We start from the raw sequence: 23,430 nt of genomic DNA, 5'->3' as shown, positions 1-23,430 counted from the left end.
CCGCTCCTCTACTTCTCATTGCTTCTATTATAACGAAGAAAACAGAAAAACAAAATGGTTGTTCCAACAAAAAAAAGAAACGACCGCTAAAAGGCCGTTTCTTCAGTATCCAGCTTAAATAGTATCTCCATTGAAAATCGAATTTTTAACGATTACGTAATCCACTTTACGAATCGATTCTAAATCTTTTCCACCTGCATAAGAGATCGATGACTGCAAGTCTTGCTGCATTTCAACTAACGTATCTTTTAAAGAACCTTTGTATTGAATCCAAATTTTCTTTCCTTCTACGTTTTTCTTTTCACCTTTTTGAAATTCTGATGCAGAACCAAAGTATTCTTTCATTACAACGCCATTTTCTACCTTGGTTTCCCCTGGTGATTCTTCATGCCCAGCAAACAATGAACCGATCATGACCATGGTTGCACCAAAGCGGACAGATTTAGCGATATCGCCGTGTGTCCGAATGCCACCATCTGCAATGATTGGTTTGCGAGCAGCTTTGGCACACCAGCGTAATGCTGCCAATTGCCATCCGCCAGTCCCGAAACCAGTTTTGATTTTTGTGATACAAACTTTCCCTGGTCCAATACCGACTTTTGTTGCATCTGCGCCAGCGTTTTCCAATTCACGAACTGCTTCTGGCGTTCCAACATTTCCAGCGATCACAAACGTTGCTGGTAAATGCTTCTTGATGTGTTGAATCATATTGATCACGGCGTTTGAGTGACCATGGGCAATATCGATCGTGATAAAATCAGGAACAAGCTCTTTCTCAGCTAGTTCTTCTACAAAGGCATATTCATTTTCTTTGACACCCACGCTGATTGAACTAATCAAGCCGCGGCTTTTCATTTTTTTGATGAATGGAATCCGTGCTTCTTCATCAAAGCGGTGCATAATATAAAAATAGCCATTTTCAGCTAAAAATTCTGCGATTGAATCATCAATAATTGTTTGCATATTTGCAGGAACAACAGGCATTTTAAACGAGTGTCCGCCTAATGTCACCGTGGTATCACATTCTGAACGGCTGTTCACGATACACTTGTTAGGAATCAGTTGTATATCTTCGTAATCAAAAACTTTCATGTCAAACATAAAAATATCCTCCAAATCTTACTAAGAGTGAAGCAAGCATCAAATGGCATCAGCCTATTTTTAACGCCCACAACAATTTAAACCACCTGGAAATGAAATACAAGCTTTTTAGAAATACTTTTTGAAAAAAAAGGATGAATGTTCGTCTTTCGCGAACATTCATCCTTATAACAACTGAATAAAACGGAATTTACGTATAAATTAAGGCAATATGTTCCCTGCTGCTTTATACACTTCATACCATTCATGGCGGGTCAATACGATCGAAGAAGCTTGCGCAATTTCTTCAATTCGATGTGGGGTCATCGTTCCGGCAATCACTTGCATATTTGCTGGATGACGTAAGATCCACGCAGATGCGATGCCAGTCGGCGTTGTTTGATACTTGTTCGCTAGTTCGGTTAATTTTTCGTTTAACTCTGGGAATTTCTCGTTACCGATAAAGACCCCTTCAAAGAAACCATACTGATACGGAGACCAAGCTTGGATCGTCATCTCATGCAAACGAGAATATTCCAAAATTTCTCCATCATGGTCGACACTGCCAGCATCCGTCATATTGACATGAATCCCTTGATCGATCATCCCTGTATGCATGATCCCGAATTGCAGTTGATTCGCTACTAAAGGTTGCGAAACATATTTTTTCAATAGCTCGATTTGACCAGGTTTTTGATTGCTGACACCGAAGTATTTCACTTTGCCGTCTTTTTCTAATTGATCAAAGGCAGCTGCCACTTCTTCTGGTTCAAACAAAGTATCAGGGCGATGCAATAGTAGCGCATCCAAATGATCGGTTTTCAAACGCTGTAAACTACCTTCAACGGAAGAAATGATATGCTCTTTCGAAAAATCAAACATTTCACCTGGAACGATGCCACATTTTGATTGAATGAACAACTCTTCTCTTTTGGCATCCGTTTTTGCTAACGCTTCCGCAAAAATCGTTTCACACTCCCCACGCCCATAGATATCGGCATGGTCAAAAAAGGTAATGTCATTTTCAATCGCTGTCGTCAATACTTTCACTGGGTCTTTGGCATTGTTGATTCGCATCAAGCCTAAAATCACGCTAGATACTTCTAAATCAGTGGGACCGAATTTAATTTTTTTCACGTAAAGTTCCTCCTTATTTAAACTACATTCTTATTTTAGCACAACAAGATGAAAACGCTACACCAACGTCAAAAAAACCTCCTATAAAATGAAAACCACCAGCACAACCGATTGGTTCTACTGGCAGCCCTCCTTTTTTTTCAGTTTGTGTTATGCACAGAAATATTCTTTACTTCATCGCCTTTGATGAGTTGCTATATTACAAGGCTTTATCGCCGATATCGTTTCGGTAATATAAGCCAGATAAAGACAACCTGCTGATTGCTTCATAGACGTTCTTTTGTGCAGCAGCTAAATTCTCAGCTGATGCTTCCACAAGAAAAACGCGCCCACCAGCTGCCGTCAAACCACCTTGGTCGGCAGCTTCATCCACTCCTGCATAAAAGAATTGCGTTCCTTCTCCTTCAGGGCTTGGGACAGGCATTCCTTGCTGATACTTGCCTGGATATCCTTGAGAGGCAATCACGACACCGATCGAAGCCGATTGATTCCATTGGATCGTAGGTACTTGGTCCTGTAAGAGATCATCAATGATCTGGGCTAGACTGCTTTCTAAACGACTTAACACGACTTGTGTTTCTGGATCGCCGAAACGCGCATTGAATTCGATGACTTTCGGTCCATCATTGGTAGCAATCAGACCTGCATAGAGAATCCCCGTAAACGGTGTATTGTTGCGAATCATCCCTTTTGCTGCAGGAAGTAAAACTTCTGCTACCGCTTGATCGACCATTTCTTGCGGAATCTGCGGTACCGGCGTATAAGCCCCCATACCTCCTGTATTCGGACCTAAATCGCCATCGAAGGCACGTTTATGGTCTTGGGCAATGACCATTGGATAGACGGCTTCGCCCTTCACAAATGCCAATAGCGAAAACTCCTCGCCAGCCAAAAACTCTTCGATCACCACTTTTGCACCACTTTCACCGAAAGCATTTTGCTCCAGCATTGCTTCGACTGCTGCGTTTGCTTCTTCAATGGTTTCCGCGACAACCACGCCTTTGCCCGCCGCTAAACCATCTGCTTTGATGACGATTGGCGCACCTTTACGTTGGATATAGGCTTTTGCCTGGGCACTATCTGTAAAGCTTTGATAGTCTGCTGTTGGAATGTGATTGGTTCGCATCAATTCTTTGGCAAACTCTTTTGATCCTTCAATCATCGCTGCTTGGCGATTGGGGCCAAAAATTTCCAAGCCCGCCCCCTGAAAATCATCTACGATGCCATTTAGCAACGGAACTTCCGGACCAACGAAGGTCCAATCAACCTCCTGCTCTTGAGCAAAAGCAATTAGACTTTCATGATCGGACTCTTCAATTGCGACTGTCTTGATCCCGTCTTTTCGCATACCGGGATTGCCCTTCGCACAAAAGACTGTTTCCACTTGAGGATCCTGCAGAAACTTTTTTGCGACGGCATGCTCTCTACCGCCACTACCAATAACAAGTATTTTCATCGTCTTCTCCTATTTCTTAGTGTTTAAAATGACGAACACCAGTAAAGACCATCGCCACACCGTATTTATCTGCCATGTCGATCGACTCTTGATCTTTGATACTGCCACCAGGTTGAATAATCGCTTTGATTCCTTGTTGCGCTGCATATTCAACACTGTCATCCATTGGGAAAAAGGCGTCGCTTGCCAGCACTGAACCAGCCAGTTTATTGTTTTCACGGGCTTGTTCGACGGCGATTTTCACCGAACCCACGCGGTTCATTTGACCAGCGCCGATCCCGACGGTTTGCTGTTGATTGGCTAAAACGATGGCATTAGATTTCACGTGTTTCACCGCTTTCCAAGCAAAAGCCAAAGCTGCGCTTTCTTCTGTTGTTGGCTTTCTCTTTGTCACCACGGTCCAATCTTCTGGTGTTTCCATTTGATCATCTGGTTCTTGCACCAATAAGCCTCCAAGGACAGAGACAACTTCTGGCTGTTTGGCTGCTTTTTCGAAATCAACAACCAGCAGGCGAAGATTTTTTTTCTTCGTTAAGATTTCTAGTGCTTCTTCTTCAAATGCAGGTGCAATAATGATCTCAAGAAAAATCCGCTGCAGTTGCTCCGCAGTTGCCACATCAACTGGACGATTCAAAACAATGATCCCGCCAAAAATCGACACTGGGTCTGCTTCGTAAGCTTCTTGGAAAGCTTCAGCAATCGTTTCTCCACTTCCGATTCCACAGGGATTCATGTGCTTGAGGGCTACTGCAGTTGGCTCTGTAAATTCTTCTGCGATCCGCAAGGCAGCGTCAGCATCTTTAATGTTGTTGTAAGACAATTCTTTGCCGTGGATTTGTTTTGCGCTGGCAATCGAATAGGGCACGGGTAATGCATCTTGATAGAAGGAAGCTTTCTGATGACTATTTTCACCATAACGCAATGTTTGTTTCAAAACATAGGTTTTCGTCAAGGTCTCTGTTTCTGTTTCAGCCACCGCTTTGGTCAAGTATTCACCAATCAAGGCATCGTAAGCGGCGGTATGGCGGAAGACTTTGGCAGCTAATTTCTTTCTTGATGCCAACGTCGTATTGCCTTCCTTCAGCTCAGTTAAAACCCAGTCGTAATCCTCGGGATCAACGACAACAGTTACTGAGGCATGATTTTTCGCCGCAGAACGTAGCATGCTTGGTCCGCCGATGTCGATATTTTCGATTGCGTCGGCTTCTGTGACGTCAAGCTTACTGATGGTTTCTTTAAATGGATAAAGATTGACGACAACAAGGTCGATCGGTAAAATGCCATGCTCAGCCATTGCCTCCATATGAGAAGGCAGATCACGCCGTCCTAACAGACCACCATGCACCCGTGGATGTAGCGTCTTGACCCTACCATCCATCATTTCAGGAAATTCTGTGACCGATTCGATGCCGATCGGTTGAAGCCCCGCTTGTTCCAAGGCCGTTTTTGTCCCGCCAGTTGAGATAATCTCAAATCCTAAATTGGTCAATTCTTGGACAAATGGTACGAGTCCTTCTTTGTCAGACACACTGATTAATGCACGTTTATTCACGATTCGATAGCCCCTTTTCCACGATTTCAGCTAAAACAGCTGGATAGATTTGATGTTCTACTTGATGAATTTTTTCTGTCACATTTGCTAATGTATCGTCGGTGTCGATCCGAACGATTTCTTGGGCAATGATTGGCCCTGAGTCAATGCCGGCATCGACATAATGAACCGTCACTCCCGTCACTTTCACGCCGTAAGCGAAGGCATCGGCGATCCCAGATTTACCTGGGAAACTCGGCAACAAGGAGGGATGGATATTGATGACTCTGCCTTCATAAGCGGATAATAGAGTGTTGCCGATGATTCGCATATACCCTGCTAAAACAATAAAATCGATGGCATGATCCTGCAATTCTTCGATCAATTTATTTTCAAAGGCTGCTTTTGATGCAAATGCCGCTGGCTCTATGACAAGCGTTTCATAGTCTCTCGCGCGGGCTTTTTCTATTACTGGCGCTGTAGGTTTATCGGAAAAGACCAACCCGATCTGCGCTCCTTTGATTTTATTTGCTTGGATCGCATCGGCGATTGCTGTAAAATTGCTGCCCGTTCCAGAAGCAAAGACGGCGATCCTCATCGGACTGCCTCTTTGAAGCAAACGGCTTCGTTGTTACGTTTGGTCACTTTACCGATCCGGTATGCTTGTTCTTCATTGGCGGATAGAAGTGCCATCACAGCCGCAACATTTTCTGGCGCAACGGCTAAGACCATACCGATACCCATATTGAAAATCTCGAACATTTCTTGATGAGGAATCGCGCCATGAGTAGCGATCATATCAAATATTGGCAACTGCGGCCAAGTGTCTAAGGCGATTTCTGCCGCAAGTCCTTCAGGCAGCATCCGTGGAATATTTTCAACAAAGCCGCCACCTGTGATATGAGAAATTCCAGCTAACAATCCTTCTGTCAATAAAGGTTTCAGTGCATCAACGTAAATTCTCGTTGGCGTCAATAAACTTTCTGCAAGCGTTTGGTTGCCAAGTTCCGCAAACGTTTCTGCTCCTGTATAGCCATGCTGTTCAAAAAAGATTTTTCTGACTAAAGAGTACCCATTGGAATGAATGCCTGAAGAAGGCAAACCAATCAGCTCATCGCCTTCTTTAATGGTTTCTCCAGTGATCAAGCGACTTTTTTCGACGATCCCTACGGCGAAACCAGCAAGATCATATTCTTCCGGCTGATACATCCCCGGCATCTCAGCGGTTTCTCCACCAATTAAGGCAGCACCCGCTTGCACACAGCCCTCTGCGACACCAGCAATGATTTGTTCGATCTTTGCCGGATCGTTTTTACCAACTGCAACATAGTCAAGGAAGTAGATAGGTTCTGCCCCTTGAGCGACGATATCATTCACGCACATCGCGACGCAATCAATGCCGATCGTTGTGTGCTGTTCTTGTTGGATCGCCAACAAAAGCTTGGTTCCTACACCATCAGTACCAGAAACGAGTACCGGTTCTTTCAATTGGTACGATGATAAGTCAAAACAGCCGCCAAAGCCCCCGATTGCCCCCATCACGCCTAGTCGTTCTGTTCGTTTCACATGCTTTTTGATCCGTTCGACTACTTCATAACCGGCTTCGACATCGACACCGGCTTTTGCATATGCATTTGCCACGTTCGTTCCTCCTCAATCATTCATCCGCTTTTCTTCATTCAGCTCATTCGTCGTTAACGCAAGTAAACCAGCGGTTCTTCACTGCTTCGTTTGAAAAACCATTTTTGCCTACAATTTATTCAGCTAAAGACGCGAGATAGTTTTCTTCATAATCATACAAAGGGGTTGGATAATCGCCATTGAAATAGGCCATACACAAACCTGAGTATGGTGCGTCAAAATCTAAACCGATCGCTTCGATCAACCCGTCTTCACTTAAAAAGGCCAAAGAATCTGCTTCGATTTTTTCACAAATCTCAGCTTCCGTATATTTGGCTGCGATCAATTCTTTTCTCGTTTGAATGTCGATCCCGTAAAAACATGGATAGCGCAAAGGCGGCGAACCGATACGCACATGAACTTCTTTGGCACCTGCCTCTTTTAGCAGTTGCACGATACGGCGGCTGGTGGTTCCTCGGACGATCGAATCGTCGACTAGAATCACTCGTTTGCCTTCGACTACGCCACGAACAGCTGAGAGCTTCATTCGCACGCCTTGCTCTCTTAACTCCTGTGTCGGTTGAATAAACGTTCGTGCAATGTATTGATTTTTTACTAAGCCCAATTCATAAGGAATACCTGAAGCTTCTGCGTACCCGCTGGCAGCAGATAAGGATGAATTCGGTACACCAATGACCATATCCGCTTCGATCGGCGCCTCTTGTGCCAAGCGACGGCCCATATTTTTACGGGCACGATGAACATTGACGCCAGCGATGTTGGAATCAGGACGGGCAAAATAAATAAACTCCATCGAACAAATCGCCGGTTGTACTTCTTGGGTATACTGCTCGATTTGAATGCCTGCATCATCAATGATCACGACTTCGCCCGGTCGGACATCACGAATAAATTCCGCACCGATGACTTCCAACGCACAGGTTTCTGAAGCCACCACATAAGCACCATTGACCATTTTCCCGATTGACAATGGCCGAAAGCCATTGGGGTCTAGTGCTGCGATCATGGCATTTTCCGTCAGTAAAAGGTACGCAAATCCACCTTTAACTTGATTTAATGCCTCCTTGACCCGATCCATAAAAAGCGGTTCTTCGCTGCGACGGATCAAGTGCATGAGAATCTCTGTATCGGAATTCGAGTGGAAAATCGCACCAGCCTCTTCTAATGATTTCCGTAGACTTTTCGCATTCGTCAAGTTGCCGTTATGTGCTAAGCCAATCTGCTGATCAAAAAATTTGAATAAAAATGGTTGAATATTATCAACGCTACCATTACCAGCAGTTGCGTAACGAACGTGACCAATGGCAGCATCTCCTGTCAGACGCTGGAGGACACGTTCATCCGAAAACACTTCCGCTAGCAACCCTAAATCACGGTGACCATTGAGTTTTCCCGCATCATTCGTGACGATCCCAGCACCTTCTTGGCCGCGATGTTGCAAACTGTGTAGTCCGAAGTAGGTGACACGAGCGGCATCTGGATGACCCCAAACACCAAAAACCCCACATTCCTCGTTGAGGCTCTTTACTTCATTAAACATGGAATGGTTTCCTCCCATTTCAATTTCGCCTCAGTAAGGGGCATCTCGATCGTATCATCTTGTGCTTGCATGCGAATCTGGCCATCAGCAGTCACTTCCCCGATCGCTATTGCAGCAGCACCTACCAGTGCTTCAAAAGCTGTTTGCTTATCAGGTGCGACTGAAAGCACAAAACGGGATTGGGTTTCTGAAAACAATTGTGCTGCTGGCAATGACACGGTCACATTTAGACCAAAGCCCTTGTCAAAAGCGGATTCGGCTAAAGCGATCGCTAAACCACCTTCGGCACAGTCGTGGGCACTTTGAACAAGACCTGCTTGGATCGCTGCGGTAACCAAATGTTGGTTCGTTTTTTCTGTTTCAAGATCAAAGGACATTAAACGCCCAGCGATCTTTCCTGTCTGCAGTTTTTGCAATTCAGACCCATTGAAATCAGCATGGGTTTCCCCTAGGACATAGATCACATCCCCTGCTGCTTGGAAATGCTGCGTCGTGATATGCGCCAGCTCTTCGATCAATCCGACCATCCCAATTACAGGCGTTGGATAGACCGATTGTCCGTCCGTTTCGTTGTATAAGGAGACGTTCCCAGAGATTACTGGTGTCTCTAGTACACGACAAGCTTCTGAGATCCCGTCAGCAGCCGTAGATAACTCCCAGAATCCTTCTGGTTTATCTGGCGAGCCGAAGTTAAGGCAGTCAGTGATCGCCAATGGACGCCCACCGGAAGCGACGATATTTCGAGCAGCTTCTGCAACTGCGATCTGTCCGCCGACTTCAGGATCTAAGTAAAGGTAACGAGCATTACAGTCAGTCGTCATCGCCAAGGCTTTATTGGTTCCCTTGATTCGTAAAACGGCCGCATCACTGCCGGGTCCTACCACGGTATTGGTACGAACTTGCGAATCGTAGGTTTCAAAAATCGAGCGTTTCGAAGCGATCGTCGGCTGCTGCAGCAGGTCCGCAAATACAGACGTTGCTGAATGAATCACTGGAACAAAGTCCGGTGTTTCCTTAAACACTTTGATCCGTGCTGGTTCTGCCATCTCTTTGTAGTAAGTCGGTGCATCTTCAGCTAAAGCATCCACTGGTAAATTAGCGACTTCCTGTCCATGATGGAACAAACGATAGTTGCCATCATCCGTCACTTCACCGATCACGACTGCTTCTAGATCGTATTTCTTAAAGAGGGCTTCCACTTCAGCTTCATGCCCTTTTTTGACACAGATCAGCATCCGCTCTTGGGATTCTGACAACATCATTTCATAAGGCGTCATATTGGTTTCTCGTTGTGGAACATCATCTAATGTTAAGCGCAAACCTGATCCGGCTTTTGATGCCATCTCGGCACTAGAAGAAACCAATCCAGCAGCACCCATATCTTGAATTCCGACTAAAATGTCCGAATGATCCACGATCAATTCCAAACAAGCTTCCAACAAAAGTTTTTCCATAAAAGGATCACCGACTTGTACGGCGGAACGTTGTTGTTCTTCTCCTTCGACAAATTCTTCCGATGCAAAAGTCGCCCCATGTATCCCGTCGCGTCCTGTTTTTGCGCCGACATACATGATGGTGTTCCCAACACCTTTGGCCTGCCCTTTTTGAATATCCTTGTGGGCAATGATCCCTACACACATCGCATTGACTAACGGATTGCCTTCATAACAAGGATCAAATGCCACTTCACCACCAACGGTCGGAATCCCGATACAGTTGCCATAGCCACTGATCCCAGCAACGACTTCTTCCAAAAGATATTTCGTTCTTGGATTATCTAACTCACCAAATCGTAAGGAGTCTAAAACAGCAATCGGTCTTGCTCCCATACTAAAGATGTCGCGGATGATTCCACCAACACCAGTTGCTGCTCCTTCATAAGGTTCCACCGCAGAAGGATGATTATGGCTTTCCGCTTTGAAAACGACGGCTAGATCATCGCCGATATCCACGATACCCGCACCTTCTCCCGGACCTTGCAGTACTTGCGGCCCATCTGTCGGGAATTTCCGCAAAACAGGTTTGGAATTTTTGTAAGAACAATGTTCACTCCACATCACTGAAAAGAGTCCAGTTTCGGTATAGTTTGGTAAACGTCCCAAAATATCTTCTGAGATCATCCGATATTCTTCTTGGGTCAATCCCCATTGCTCGTATAATTTCGTGTCTTTGATTTCTTGTGGTGTAGGTTCTTTTACGATCATTTTATCCATTTACCGGCACCTTCCCAAAATTTTTCAATAATGAAGCAAAAAACTTCTTGCCATCTTCTGAGCCTAATAAACTTTCCATCGCTCGTTCTGGATGGGGCATCATGCCTAGGACATTGCCTGCTTTGTTGCAGATACCAGCGATATTGTGTAGACTGCCGTTGACGTTATCTTCATAACGGAAAACGATTTGATTGTTGGCAACCAATTCCTGATAAGTCGTTTCATCACAATAATAATTGCCCTCACCATGAGCGACAGGAAGCGTAATGACTTGATCCGTTTCATATTCAGAAGTAAAAGCTGTTTGATTATTCACTTGCAGACGGACCGGCTTGCAAATAAAATGCAATGATTCATTTCTTTGTAAAACCCCTGGTAACAAGCCCGCTTCCGTTAAAATTTGAAACCCATTGCAGGTACCAAAGACAGGTTTGCCTTCATTTGCCAAACGAATGACCTCTGACATGATCGTAGAAAAACGGGCAATCGCTCCGCATCTTAAGTAATCACCATAAGAAAATCCTCCTGGAAGCAAAACACCGTCAAAACCGGCTAAGCTTTCTGCATCATGGCGCACATATTCTGCTTCTGCCCCCATGATATCTTTGATTGCCCACATCAAATCAACATCACAATTTGATCCAGGAAAGACGATCACTGCAAATTTCATAGGGCTGCTTCCTCCATTTGAACTATTTCATAACGGTAGGTTTCCATATTGACGTTTGCTAAAAGTTTGTCACAGATCGCTTCAATCTCCTCTGCTACTGCTGCTTGTGTTTGATTGTTGGAAGGTGTCACTTTGATTTCAAAGTATTTCCCGATGCGAATATCACTGACATCTTGATATCCTAAGCGATGAACAGCTCCTTTGACGGCTTCTCCTTGAGGGTCCAAAACAGATTCCTTATAAGTGACGTAAACTTTGACTAAATACATGTTGAATTCTCCTTTTCTAAACGATTTAAAACTTCTTCATAAACAGGAACGATGTCCCCTAAATCACGACGATAGACATCTTTATCAAGATGTTCATTTGTACCCATATCCCATAAGCGGCAAGTATCTGGTGAGATCTCATCAGCCAGGAGCAACTCGCCCTTCTTGGTTTTGCCGATCTCGATTTTAAAATCGATCAGTTGAATCTGGATACTTGCAAAGATTTCCAGTAACGCAGCGTTGACTTGTAGTGCCAGTTTTTTGATCAGGTCCAGTTCCTCTTTTGTGGCAAGACCCAAATAGAACACATGATCGTCATTGATAAACGGATCATCTAAGCGATCCTCTTTGTAGTAAAACTCCACGATCGGCTTTGGCAGTTTGGTTCCTTCTTCGATGCCCAAGCGCTTTGAAAAACTACCAGCAGCCGTATTGCGAACAACGACTTCTAAAGGAATCATGGTGACAGCTCGAATTAATTGTTCGTGTTTAGACACTAATTGAAGAAAGTGACTTGGGACATTTTTATCAGCTAAACGCTGAAAAAGATGCGCAGTGATCTGATTGTTTAGGGCACCCTTCCCTGCGACTGCATCTTTCTTTAAACCGTTCAGCGCAGTTGCTTGGTCCAGATAAAGGACTCTCAACACATCTTCTTCGTTGGTTTTAAACAATTTCTTGGCTTTTCCTTCATAAAGAAGCACTTCTGATTCCATATTCCACCTCAGTTAAGTATTATTTTTCACATAGCGATGACACACATCTTTATTTGTTTATTATTCTAACAACGCTGAAAAAGCGGGTCAACGATTATCTGTACATTTACACATTAATAAACACGAATGTTCGCCTTTTATCCCATCAAGCAAGTTTACCTCTCCCGTTTGACTGGCGAAGGGTTTTATAAAGCGTTTACAACATTCTATTTTCATGCTATATTTAGGTCGTATTGTAGCTACATTCAAGGAGGAGTACTATATGTGGTCGCTAAAGAATCGTGCTGAACTTTTTTTAGCTCATCTAACAGACAAAGAAAAACAACAGCTCCATAACGAATTATTGGCCGTGCAGCAAATCCTTTCCATTAACCAACAAACGAGTTTCTATGTATTCAGTCCCTTCAAAAAAGGGGCACGTCCTCACTATGCAGAAGAACAAAAAAGAGTTCTGCAATTTCAAAATGGCCGCAATGACGAATTGATCATTCACCAGATACATCGTCAAAGCTTATTTAAACATACGTATTCTTTCCGTATTTATTTTAATTTAGAAGAAATGGACTTTTCTTTTTTAGACGATCTTTTGCATCTTTTGAAGGAACAAAGTCAAGCCCCTACCTTTAACTTAAGTCACGCTACGCACTGACGGGTGATCACTAAATAAAAATAAGATAAAAAAAACAAAAGCCCGAAATTTTACGGGCTTTTTTTGTTATACTGTTTTCAGACAAAAGAAAGGACACGATTATGCTATTTACAAAACAGTCATTTGATGCTTTTGCTTTAGAAACATTAGAAGAAAGAATGGAAAAAATCCGTTCAGAAATCCAGCCGGTTTTCCAAACCATCGGCGAGGCAGCGATCCCATTATTTGAAGAAAGCTGTCAAGACCCTTTTTATTTGCATATCGCACAGCATCGGCGTAGAACCGTCTACCCTCCTGCCGAAACGTGGGCGGGGATCGGCCCTAACAAGCGTGGTTATAAAATGGATGCCCACTTTCAAATTGGAATCAATCAAGAGTATGTCTTTGTTTGGCTCAGTGTGATCGATCAACCGAAAAATCAAGCAACGATCGCGGAATCTTGGCTGGCTCAAAAAGAATTATTTGATCAATTGCCAGCAGACTTTACGCTATCTCCTGATCATACCAAGTATGACCACTCTCCAATCGCTAAATGGCCAACCTACTTAGAACGATTACAGAAAGTTAAAAAAAGTGAACTTCAAATTGGCAAGATTTTTCCGGAAAAAATGATCGAAGAAGTTGAGATGGCGGATATTTTAGCAGTTTATCAAACGCTGTTGCCGCTTTATCACGCCCGTTTGTCGGCACTAAAGGAGGAACAATAATATGTCAGAAAATCGGCGGTCTCGCAACGAAAAACCAGCGAAAAAACCTAAGCGTTTCGTCTGGCTGGCACTACCTGCCGCCTTATTAGTACTTGGTGGCGGTTATTATGGCTATACGGTCTATCAAAATCGGCAAGAAGAAGCAGCAGCAAAAAAAGTCCTCAATTCCTTTATCGATGCTATATCTGATCAGAAGTACAGCGATCTATCTGCTTTACTGACCGAAGAAAGTTTGGAATCAAACGGCTTTACCGCAGACGAAGTCTCAGCAAAATACGAAGCGATTTTCACTGGTATCGGTGCCGAATCATTTAAAGCTTCAGGAATTGAGGTAACGCCCGATGATAAGGATTCCGATCAATTCAATTTCCAATACAACGGTTCCTTAACCACCTCGTTAGGTGAATTAACCGAGCTGTCTTATAGTGGCACGATTACTCTGGCTGATGACCAAGCCAAGATCGATTGGTCGCCTCAATTGATTTTTCCGGGAATGGAAGGACAAGACAAAGTTAGTATCTCTGTAGATAATGCCACACGTGGAGAAATCTTAGACCGAAACAACGAACCGCTAGCAGAAAATGGCACGCTCTATCAACTAGGCGTCATTCCAGGACAGCTGGGTACGGGAGACGAAAAAACCGCCAATATCAAAGCAATCGCGGAGCGTTTTGACCTAACAGAAGATGCGATCGATCAAGCATTGGCTCAATCGTGGGTCCAAAATGAGTTGTTCGTTCCCTTGAAGATTATCGAACCAACCGATGAAATGCCAACTGGAACAAGTTTAAAAGAAACGACGGGACGGACTTATCCTCTTGGAGAAGCCGCTGCCCAGTTGATTGGTTATCTAGGGAACGTGACTGCAGAAGATATAGAAAAAGATGAAACACTAGCAAGTAACGGACAAATTGGTCGTAGTGGTCTGGAAGCTGCCTTTGACAAAGAGTTGCGGGGCGAAAATGGCGGAAAAATCGCCATCACTGATGAAGACGGTGCTGAAAAATCGGTTCTTTTAGAAAAAGAACGGGCAGATGGTAAAGATATCCAACTGACCATTGACGCACAAGCCCAAAAGACAGCTTTTGACGCCTTACAAAATCAGGCGGGCTCCACGGTCGTCACAGAACCAAAAACCGGTGATCTGCTAGTATTAGCCAGCTCACCAAGTTATGATCCCAATAAAATGACCCAAGGAATCTCACAAGAAGACTATGATGCATATGAACAAAATGAATACTTGCCTTTCATCAGCCGCTTTGCTACGGCCTATGCGCCAGGTTCGACCTTTAAGACCATCACGGCAGCGATTGGCTTAGAAAACGGTACGATCGACCCTACCCAAAGTATTGCGATCGATGGATTGAAGTGGCAAAAAGACAGCTCGTGGGGAGACTACTTTGTCACCAGAGTCAGCGATGTAGCTTCTGTCAATCTAAAAGATGCACTGGTTTACTCTGATAACATCTATATGGCACAACAAACCTTAGCTATGGGTGAAGATGCTTTTCGTAATGGCTTGTCGAAATTGATTTTTGGCGAAACGTTTGATTTACCGATTGCGATGAATCCTGCTCAAATTTCCAATGAAGAGTCCTTCAACTCAGAGATTTTACTGGCAGATACCGGCTATGGGCAAGGAGAACTGTTACTGAATCCCATTCAACAAGCTGCTGCTTACTCGGTCTTTGCCAATCAAGGGAAGCTGGTCTATCCCCGTTTAGTGAAAGAGGCTGAGCAAAAAGACAAAGAAGTCTTTAAACCAGAGACGATTGAGCAAATCAATCAAGATTTGACAGCTGTTGTCTCAGATGCCAACGGAACGGCACACTCTTTGGCAGCGCTGAACATTCCGCTAGCTGCCAAAACAGGAACTGCTGAAATCAAAGAAAAGCAAGATGAAAAAGGCCAAGAAAACAGCTTCTTATTCACCTTCGATTCGCAAGATCAAGGATTTCTGATAGTTTCCATGTTAGAAGATCGCCAGGAAAACCAATCAGCAACTGGTTTAGCACCTGATCTATTGACCTACTTAGCTGAAAATTATTAAAAAAGCCGCAACCTTAAGACGGAGGTCTCAAGGTTGCAGCTTTTTTTATTCGGCTAAACCGACACGTTCAAAGATCGTGTCAACTTGTTTTAAATGATGGTTGTAATCAAAGGCATCGTCCAAATCAGCGTTGGTCAAAACATCCGTGATTGCTGGATCAGCTTCTAACAATGGGCGGAAATCCGTTTGTTCATCCCAAGCTTGCGCTGTTTTCGGCTGAACCAAGTCATAGGCTTGCTCTCTGGTCATTCCGTGATCGATCAATTTCAACATCACCCGTTGGCTGTAGATCAATCCAAAGGTCGCATTCATATTGCGCTTCATATTCTCTGGGAAAACGGTCAGATTTTTGACGATATTGCCAAAGCGATTCAGCATGTAATCGATCAAAATCGTCGTATCCGGAATAATGATCCGTTCTGCCGATGAATGTGAGATATCCCGTTCATGCCAAAGGGAGACATTTTCATAAGCCGTCACCATATGACCGCGAACGACTCTTGCAAGTCCGGCCATATTTTCAGAACCGATTGGGTTACGCTTATGGGGCATGGCAGAAGAACCTTTTTGTCCTTTGGCGAAGAATTCTTCAACTTCCCGCGTTTCTGATTTTTGTAGTCCACGGATCTCGGTGGCAAATTTCTCAATGCTCGTTGCGATCAACGCCATTGCTGAGAAATATTCTGCATGTAGGTCACGAGGCAATACTTGCGTGGAAATATCTTGCGCACGAATCCCTAGTTTTTCACAGACATACTCTTCGACAAATGGAGGGATATTTGCAAAGGTTCCAACAGCACCACTGATCTTTCCAGCTTCGACCCCTTTTGCTGCCCGCTCAAAACGTTCAACATTGCGTTTCATTTCTGAATACCACAAGGCTAATTTCAAGCCAAAGGTCGTTGGTTCCGCATGAACACCATGGGTACGTCCCATCATCACGGTATGCTTGTATTCTTTGGCTTTTTCGCCAATGATCGTCACGAAACGGTTCAAATCTTCCCGAATCAAATCGTTGGCCTGTTTCATCAAGTAACCATACGCCGTATCAACAACATCCGTCGACGTCAAGCCGTAGTGGACCCATTTACTTTCATCACCCAAAGATTCAGAGACTGCTCGGGTAAAAGCAACCACATCATGTCGCGTTTGCGCTTCGATCTCTAAGATACGGTCGATATCAAAGGATGCTTTTTCACGAATCAATGCAACATCCTCTTTCGGTATCTCTCCTAATTCCGCCCAAGCTTCGTCAGCTAAAATCTCGACTTCTAGCCACGCTTGGTAGCGATTTTGATCGGTCCAAATAGCACCCATTTCTGGTCTTGTATAACGCTCTAACATGTTTTTAGCTCCTTTAATCCCAAATATTGGTTTGATAGATTTCTTCAGTGGTTTCTGCAATGTCTTCCGTCAAAATAGTGATATGTCCCATTTTGCGACCGGTTTTTGCTTCTTCTTTGCCATAGTAATGAAATTGCCAAGCAGGTTTTGTGGCAATCAGATCATAGGTTTCTGTCAATTCATCTCCTAAGACATTGACCATGACTGCTGGTGAAAGCAAAGAAACTTCCGGCAACGGCCAGCCACAGATGCCGCGGATATGAGCGTCAAACTGACTCATGGAGCAAGCTTCGATCGAATAGTGACCCGAATTATGCGGACGTGGCGCCAATTCATTGACATACAAGCCGCCGCTTTTGGTCAGGAACATTTCGATGGCTAAAACGCCTTGCAGATCCAAAGCTTTTGCAATAATGTGAGCGATCCGTTTGGCTTCTTCGGCAACTTCTGGATCAATGTGCGCAGGAGCGATCGTTTGATGCAAAATATTGTTACGGTGGATATTTTCTACCACTGGGAAAGTGGTAAAGGTTTCTCCATTACCGGCAACTAAAATCGATAATTCTTTTTCAAAAGGAATCCATGCTTCTAATTCGCAAGTTCCTTCGCGAAGTAAATTCATGGAAGGCGCCAAATCAGCCGTACTGTAAAGCACGTGCTGTCCTTTTCCGTCATAGCCGCCTCTGGTGGTTTTTAATACACAAGGGTAACCAATGCTATCGATGGCATCTTGGATGTCTGTCGGGCTGATGATCGTGGCATAAGGTGCAATCACGATATTGTTTGCCTCTAAAAATGACTTCTCTAACAAACGATCTTGAGTGATTGCTAACAGATCGGTGCCTTGAGGGATATGTGAGTAAGGCAAAATAGAGTTCAATGCTTCAACACTGACATTTTCAAATTCATAGGTGATTACATCGGCACGTCGAGCCATTTCTTCTAAAGCAAACACATCATCATAGGCAGCAACAATATGCCAATCAGCGACTTGGGCTGTTGGACAATTGGCAGTAGGGTCTAAAACGCCAACCCGAAAGCCCATTTCTTTGGCACTCATTGCCATCATACGACCTAGCTGTCCTCCGCCAACGATTCCGATCGTTGCGTTGGGCATTAAAGGTTTAATCAAGTTGATCACTACTTTCCAATACGATTTCTTTTAATGTATTTCTTCGTGCGTCTAATTTCTCCGCTATCTCTAAATCATACATGGAAAGCATCTGGGCTGCAAGTAGTCCTGCGTTAGTTGCGCCAGCTTTTCCGATCGCCGTTGTTGCTACTGGTACACCACCCGGCATTTGCACGATCGATAAAAGGGAATCCAAACCGTTTAATGCGCGGGATTGGACGGGAACACCAATGACCGGCAATGTTGTTTTAGCTGCCACCATTCCAGGCAAATGAGCAGCGCCACCCGCTCCTGCAACAATGACTTTAATCCCTTTTTCTCGGGCTGTTTCTGCAAATTCGAACATCAAATCTGGTGTACGATGTGCCGAAACGACTTTTTTCTGATAAGGTATCGCTAACTCATCTAAAATCAAGCAGCACTCCTTCATTGTTTCCCAATCTGACTTGCTCCCCATAATCACTGCAACTGCTGGTTTCATTTGATTTTCCCTCCAACGATTTTTTACGATTCTCTTCTGAATAAACCTCAGAAGTATTTTTCTTACGAAAATCATTTTGTTAGCAACCTTTTATCGCTACGCCTGAGATATCCCGAAGTCACATGGCTCTGCTAACAATCACTTTCACCTCTAAATAGTAACGAGTAGCCCGAGCAATGTCAAAATATTTTCGAACTATTAACAAATTTTACTTTTCATTGTTCGCTTTTATCTCAAAGATATGTATTCAACACGTCAGATATCCGATAATAAGACAAATAAAGGAACAATACAAAAAATCCAGACGAATCCTCGTCTGGATCAAATAAACTTACTGTTGCAAGCGCAATTCCGTCACTTCGTCTGTTTCTTTCGGCAGTCCATTAAAGAACAGATTCAAAACAATGGCAGTCAAACTACTCATGACGATCCCATTGCCTGTAAACATTTGAACGGTTTCAGGCATTTGACTGAATAAAGTGGGCATCATATTGAACCCTAAACCAAAACCGATTGATACTGCAATCACTAACAAGTTCTTGTCATTCATAAAATCAACTTTGCTCAGCATTCTCATCCCTTGAACAGCCACCATGCCAAACATCACTAACATGCCGCCGCCAAGCACTGCCTCTGGAATGATCTGTGCGATGGCACCGACTTTTGGAAACAACCCTAATACGATCAAAAAGATTGCTGAAAAGAAAATCGGACGGCGCGTCTTAATGCCTGAAAGTTGAACCAAACCTACGTTTTGTGAAAATCCAGTATAAGGAAACGTATTGAAGATCCCACCAAGGATCACCGCCAAGCCCTCCGCACGATAGCCGCGCTTTAAGTCATTGCCTGTAATCGGTTTTTCAGTAATGTCTCCCAGTGCAAAATAAACGCCTGTGGATTCTACCAAACTAACGATGGAAATAATGATCATCAAGACGATCGACCACAGATCAAAGGTTGGTAAACCGAAATAAAAAGGCTGAGGCAAATGAAACACAGGTGCATGAGTGATGGCAGAAAGATTAACCAAGCCTAATAATGCTGCTAAAATAGTCCCACCGATCAAACCGATCAGTACGGCAATCGAGCGAATAAAGCCTTTGCCAAACACTTGCACGCCAATGATCAGCGCAATCGTCACAAAGCCTAACAATAAATTCGTTGGATCACCAAAGTTAGCAGCTGCGGCATCCCCTCCACCGATTTTGGTGATGGCGACTGGAATCAAGGTCAAACCGATGACGGTAATCACCGTTCCCGTCACCAATGGGGGAAACAAAACTTTGATTTTCGAAAAAATGCCGGCGATCAAGACAATGAAAATCCCAGCGGCAATGATCGCTCCGTAAATCGCACTGATTCCTGATTTGGTGCCAATCAAAATCAATGGGGAGACAGCTTGGATGGCACAACCTAAAACGACTGGTAGGCCGATCCCAAAAAAGCGGGTGACGACTAATTGCAAAAGCGTAGCGATTCCGCACATGAAAATATCGATCGAGATCAAATACGTCATCTGCGCTTCATTAAAGCCGAGGCCTGTTCCAATCAACAAAGGGACGGCAACAGCTCCTGCATACATCGCTAGCAAATGCTGCAAGCCCAAAACTGCTGAACGGCTATTCGTCTCTTTCATTAGGCATCTCCTTCCAAAAAGCTAACTTGGCCTTCCGACAATGAGGCGATTCGTGCTAAGGAAACAACGGGGATTCCCATTTCTTCAAGCAATTGTCGACCAGTTTGGAATGATTTTTCAATGACGATCCCAATGCCAACGACTTTTGCGCCTGCTTGCTGACACAATTCGATCAATCCTTTTGCAGCTTGTCCGTTTGCTAAGAAATCATCAATTATTAATACCGTATCATCTGAAGATAAGAATTTCTTAGAAATCGATACTTGGCTGGTCACTTGCTTAGTAAAGGAATAGACCGATGCGGTCAACAACTCTTCATCCATCGTCAGACTCTTTGCTTTTCGAGCAAAGATCATTGGTACCTGCAACTTTTCTGCAGTATAAAGTGCTGGTGCGATCCCTGAAGCTTCGATGGTCACTACTTTGGTGATCCCACTTTCTTGAAATCGTTCTGCAAAAACTGTACCGATTTCTCTCATCAACTCATAATCCACTTGGTGGGTCAAAAACTGGTCCACTTTGAGAACCCCTTCACCCAAGACGTTCCCGTGTGTTTTGATGCGCTCAACTAATTTATCCATCCTAGCTCTCCTCGTTCCTTTCTATTCCATCCTGAAAAAAAAAGACACTCTTTTTGCCAAAGCAAAAAAAGTGTCTAACAGGCACGATTTTTACTTATAGTCCGATATTTACGGTATCGGGTAGAGACTGTCGACCATATTTCGACGATATACAAGTAATTTTTAAATGATAGATTCGATTATGCCTGTCTTTGATTAAAAACACAAGCATGGAATGCCCTTTATAAATAAAAATATTCTCATTTGTGGATCATTTGCTACTCTGGTTTCTCCATATCACGATAGTGCTCCATCTTTTTACTGAAAAGCTCCCCGTTGGAAGGCGGCGTGTAAGTGATCGCATTCGCACCTGCTTCAATCGTTTCTAAGATGCTCTCCTCAGTTGGACCACCCGTTGCAATGATCGGCAGCTTCGGATATTTTTTACGGAAGAAAGCCACGGTATCCGCTGTGTCCTTGCCGGCACTGATATTGATGACCTTCACACCAGCTTCAAGTTTGGCATCAATTTCAGTATACTTACTCGTTACGGTACTGATAACGGGAATATCCACGACTTTACAGACTTGCTCCACAGTTTTCAATGGCGTGGGTCCGTTTAAGACGACCCCGATCGATCCCTGAGCTTCAGCAAACATGCTCATATAAGAAGAGCGGAATCCTTGGGTCAAGCCGCCGCCGACACCAGAAAACACTGGAATATCTGCTGCTTCGATAATTGCTTTCGTAATTGCTGGGTGCGGTGTAAAAGGATAGACCGCTATCACAGCGTCCGCATTTGTATTACGGATGATCGCAATATCCGTAGTAAAAATAATGGAGCGGATTTGTTTCCCAAATATTTGAATGCCGCTAGCCTCTCGAATAACTTTAGGCACTTTGACGATATCTTTGCGTAAATCAGTGGTGATTTTTGGCATATATTTTTCTTCCATAAGCAGCCAACTCTCTTTTCTTATTGATCAAATCGATTCAATTGGTAGGTTTCAATGACTTGAATGATTTTGCTGGCATAATCTGGATCCGTTGCATACCCTGCATCTTGTAAGGCTTGTGCGGCACTGCGGTAGTCGTTTGCTGTCAAGACATCTACATAAAGCGCAGGATTCCAATCAACACCATTTACAAACAACATCGTATGATCATCCATTGATTCTTCCCAAGTATCATAGACACGAAAATCTCCTTGAATCGTGACCCATTCTCCATTATAAAACTCTTGGGTATCTAATGTCACCTTTTTTGAATGACCAAATGACTTGATGCCAAATAAATTATTGTATTTGCTGGCTAGAGAACTCTGGCCCCAATCTGATTCAAGAATCGCCTGACCTATAATGATACTTGGTAAAATCCCATAGCCTTTTTGCAGTTCTTGCGCGTAAGGAGCAATGCGATCGATAAATTCTTCATGAGAGATCGCTTCAGTATTTGTTTCTTCCTCTTTCGGAAGAGGATCCGCCAAACTATTTAAGGAAAAAATAAAAGCAATCCCAATTAAGAATAACCCTAGAAAGACTAATGGGAAACGAGTCTTCTGTTTTTTTCGTCTTGCACTCATTTTTTCACTTCCTTTGTCTGACTAAACACGTTCTTAGCGAACAAATCGCCTCCACTCATCAACAACTCTTCTTGTGCTCGTTGACTATTTTCTTGATTTCTAGTAAGAGAATTAGTAAAGATCCAGTCCTCCTGCAAAGGATCTGCCAATTCGTGATACGACAGTTCTGCTTCTTTACGAGTGATGTGTTCTTTTGCCTCATCAAGAAACTCTTCGAATGTTACCTCATGTTCTTCAATATATGTCGCCACTTCGACGCCTACATAGCGTAAATGCCATGGTTCATAATCGATTTGGGTAATGTCATGTTTTCCTTTCGGATAACGGATGATGAACCCATACTCTCTCGCATGGGCTTGTAGCCATTTTCCACCGTCTGTAACGCCGAACCCCTCATTGAGAAGTTCGCCTGTATGATTTTGATACCATTCTTCATCGATTACGTCAATCGCAAGACCGGTATGGTGCTCACTATATCCCGGTTCAGTAAAGGTCAGTTTCGTGATACGAATTGCTTCTTCTTTTGTATTCCCTTGGCGGATCAAGCTATTGACATTGGCATCGAATATTTCCTGTTGATACTCTACCGAACGGTAAGCAGAGACCATGACTAAAGGATGTCCAGCCACCTTTGCTGCCTCAGCTAGTTCTTCGTATGCCGAAACGATTCGCTTGTCCACAAGGTAGCCATTTGATAATTTCCCCAAATCTTCTTGCGCGATTTCGCTGACGATTTTATTTTTTGGTCCTACCAGAGCCAACGACCAATCATTCAATGAGACAGTTGGGAAATCATCTTCGTTCACTTCATCACTAACAGCTGCTTGTTCTTGCGCATCCTCTGAGTATTCCGTCGAAGTTTGACTGCTGGATTCAGTTGTTGCGCTCGTCACTGTTTGAGTAGTAGAACGAGCGATACTTAGATTCTTTATTGGGGTGACTGCGGTCACTCGATTCACTTGTATGGTTAGGAGAACCAAAAACAAGAATCCTGCTGCCGCAGCCATTCCATAATACTTTTTCAAAAAATACCCTA

General features: G+C 43.8%; 22 protein-coding genes and 1 riboswitch. Of the genes, 3 read left to right on the top strand and 19 right to left on the bottom strand.

Translation table 11 applies throughout. The annotated features are described in order from the left end of the window. Positions 1-114 precede the first annotated feature (114 nt). From guaC to purC, 11 genes are all read right to left on the bottom strand, one after another. Positions 115-1,092: a GMP reductase gene (gene guaC, locus ACIPK1_RS05950; RefSeq protein ID WP_080555199.1), complete on the bottom strand. Its 978-nt coding sequence runs from the start codon at positions 1,090-1,092 to the stop codon at positions 115-117. Positions 1,093-1,302: 210 nt separating this feature from the next. After that, entirely contained in the window at positions 1,303-2,217 is a 915-nt protein-coding gene (locus tag ACIPK1_RS05945; RefSeq protein ID WP_008381441.1) for an aldo/keto reductase family oxidoreductase, read from the bottom strand. 199 nt (positions 2,218-2,416) lie between these two features. Beyond that, positions 2,417-3,673, bottom strand: a complete 1,257-nt coding sequence (purD, locus tag ACIPK1_RS05940) for a phosphoribosylamine--glycine ligase (protein ID WP_244733540.1) — start codon at positions 3,671-3,673, stop codon at positions 2,417-2,419. 16 nt (positions 3,674-3,689) lie between these two features. Further along, on the bottom strand, positions 3,690-5,225 hold the full coding sequence (gene purH, locus ACIPK1_RS05935) for a bifunctional phosphoribosylaminoimidazolecarboxamide formyltransferase/IMP cyclohydrolase (protein WP_008381459.1): 1,536 nt from the start codon (positions 5,223-5,225) through the stop codon (positions 3,690-3,692). Then, on the bottom strand, positions 5,218-5,802 hold the full coding sequence (purN, locus tag ACIPK1_RS05930) for a phosphoribosylglycinamide formyltransferase (RefSeq protein WP_008381461.1): 585 nt from the start codon (positions 5,800-5,802) through the stop codon (positions 5,218-5,220). Before purN ends, purH begins: the two co-directional genes overlap by 8 nt. After that, positions 5,799-6,845 (bottom strand): phosphoribosylformylglycinamidine cyclo-ligase, encoded by a 1,047-nt coding sequence (gene purM / locus ACIPK1_RS05925; protein WP_005236392.1) that lies wholly within the window; start codon positions 6,843-6,845, stop codon positions 5,799-5,801. The genes purN and purM overlap by 4 nt, the downstream gene beginning before the upstream one ends. A gap of 115 nt (positions 6,846-6,960) precedes the next feature. Further along, on the bottom strand, positions 6,961-8,385 hold the full coding sequence (gene purF / locus ACIPK1_RS05920; RefSeq protein WP_005236394.1) for an amidophosphoribosyltransferase: 1,425 nt from the start codon (positions 8,383-8,385) through the stop codon (positions 6,961-6,963). Further along, positions 8,370-10,598: a phosphoribosylformylglycinamidine synthase subunit PurL gene (purL, locus tag ACIPK1_RS05915; protein WP_005236395.1), complete on the bottom strand. Its 2,229-nt coding sequence runs from the start codon at positions 10,596-10,598 to the stop codon at positions 8,370-8,372. Before purL ends, purF begins: the two co-directional genes overlap by 16 nt. Next, positions 10,591-11,268, bottom strand: a complete 678-nt coding sequence (purQ, locus tag ACIPK1_RS05910) for a phosphoribosylformylglycinamidine synthase subunit PurQ (RefSeq protein WP_005236399.1) — start codon at positions 11,266-11,268, stop codon at positions 10,591-10,593. Before purQ ends, purL begins: the two co-directional genes overlap by 8 nt. Then, complete coding sequence (gene purS, locus ACIPK1_RS05905) at positions 11,265-11,537, bottom strand: phosphoribosylformylglycinamidine synthase subunit PurS (protein ID WP_005230018.1); 273 nt, start codon at positions 11,535-11,537, stop codon at positions 11,265-11,267. The genes purQ and purS overlap by 4 nt, the downstream gene beginning before the upstream one ends. After that, a complete protein-coding gene (gene purC, locus ACIPK1_RS05900) occupies positions 11,528-12,253 on the bottom strand; it encodes a phosphoribosylaminoimidazolesuccinocarboxamide synthase (protein ID WP_005236408.1) in 726 nt (241 codons plus the stop codon). The genes purS and purC overlap by 10 nt, the downstream gene beginning before the upstream one ends. Before the next feature lie 214 nt (positions 12,254-12,467). On the opposite strand from purC, the gene ACIPK1_RS05895 reads away from it, so the two are divergent. The 3 genes from ACIPK1_RS05895 to ACIPK1_RS05885 all read left to right on the top strand — a co-directional run bounded on the left by ACIPK1_RS05895 (position 12,468) and on the right by ACIPK1_RS05885 (position 15,659). Continuing rightward, a complete protein-coding gene (locus ACIPK1_RS05895) occupies positions 12,468-12,902 on the top strand; it encodes a hypothetical protein (protein ID WP_005236409.1) in 435 nt (144 codons plus the stop codon). Positions 12,903-13,003: 101 nt separating this feature from the next. After that, entirely contained in the window at positions 13,004-13,609 is a 606-nt protein-coding gene (locus tag ACIPK1_RS05890; RefSeq protein WP_005236410.1) for a DUF1054 domain-containing protein, read from the top strand. Position 13,610: 1 nt separating this feature from the next. Next, on the top strand, positions 13,611-15,659 hold the full coding sequence (locus ACIPK1_RS05885; RefSeq protein WP_400450221.1) for a penicillin-binding transpeptidase domain-containing protein: 2,049 nt from the start codon (positions 13,611-13,613) through the stop codon (positions 15,657-15,659). Positions 15,660-15,704: 45 nt separating this feature from the next. On the opposite strand, the gene purB is transcribed toward ACIPK1_RS05885, so the two are convergent. From purB to ACIPK1_RS05845, 8 genes are all read right to left on the bottom strand, one after another. Continuing rightward, positions 15,705-17,003 carry an adenylosuccinate lyase gene (gene purB, locus ACIPK1_RS05880; protein ID WP_275626160.1) on the bottom strand — a complete coding sequence of 433 codons (1,299 nt, stop codon included), beginning with the start codon at positions 17,001-17,003 and terminating at the stop codon, positions 15,705-15,707. 13 nt (positions 17,004-17,016) lie between these two features. Beyond that, the gene (purK, locus tag ACIPK1_RS05875; protein ID WP_172634721.1) at positions 17,017-18,135 is read right to left on the bottom strand and encodes a 5-(carboxyamino)imidazole ribonucleotide synthase; all 1,119 of its coding nucleotides are present in this window, start codon (positions 18,133-18,135) and stop codon (positions 17,017-17,019) included. Continuing rightward, positions 18,128-18,616, bottom strand: a complete 489-nt coding sequence (purE, locus tag ACIPK1_RS05870; protein WP_139960191.1) for a 5-(carboxyamino)imidazole ribonucleotide mutase — start codon at positions 18,614-18,616, stop codon at positions 18,128-18,130. Before purE ends, purK begins: the two co-directional genes overlap by 8 nt. A gap of 331 nt (positions 18,617-18,947) precedes the next feature. After that, positions 18,948-20,252: a nucleobase:cation symporter-2 family protein gene (locus tag ACIPK1_RS05865; RefSeq protein ID WP_400450218.1), complete on the bottom strand. Its 1,305-nt coding sequence runs from the start codon at positions 20,250-20,252 to the stop codon at positions 18,948-18,950. Beyond that, positions 20,252-20,833, bottom strand: coding sequence for a xanthine phosphoribosyltransferase (locus ACIPK1_RS05860; protein WP_016613323.1), 582 nt, complete (start codon positions 20,831-20,833; stop codon positions 20,252-20,254). Before ACIPK1_RS05860 ends, ACIPK1_RS05865 begins: the two co-directional genes overlap by 1 nt. A gap of 77 nt (positions 20,834-20,910) precedes the next feature. After that, positions 20,911-21,008: riboswitch (purine riboswitch) on the bottom strand. 82 nt (positions 21,009-21,090) lie between these two features. Continuing rightward, a complete protein-coding gene (locus ACIPK1_RS05855; RefSeq protein WP_008381475.1) occupies positions 21,091-21,768 on the bottom strand; it encodes a hydrolase in 678 nt (225 codons plus the stop codon). Between the two features lie 20 nt (positions 21,769-21,788). Continuing rightward, positions 21,789-22,394, bottom strand: coding sequence for a glycoside hydrolase family 73 protein (locus tag ACIPK1_RS05850; protein WP_005236425.1), 606 nt, complete (start codon positions 22,392-22,394; stop codon positions 21,789-21,791). Continuing rightward, positions 22,391-23,401: a M15 family metallopeptidase gene (locus ACIPK1_RS05845; RefSeq protein WP_400450291.1), complete on the bottom strand. Its 1,011-nt coding sequence runs from the start codon at positions 23,399-23,401 to the stop codon at positions 22,391-22,393. The genes ACIPK1_RS05850 and ACIPK1_RS05845 overlap by 4 nt, the downstream gene beginning before the upstream one ends. Positions 23,402-23,430: the final 29 nt, after the last annotated feature.

The organism is Enterococcus sp. NPDC086594 (genome assembly GCF_044746145.1).
In the GTDB taxonomy this organism is placed as follows: Bacteria; Bacillota; Bacilli; order Lactobacillales; family Enterococcaceae; genus Enterococcus_D; species Enterococcus_D entomosocium.
Note: the sequence above shows the minus strand (reverse complement) of the source record. Positions and strands in the feature narration are given on the sequence as shown.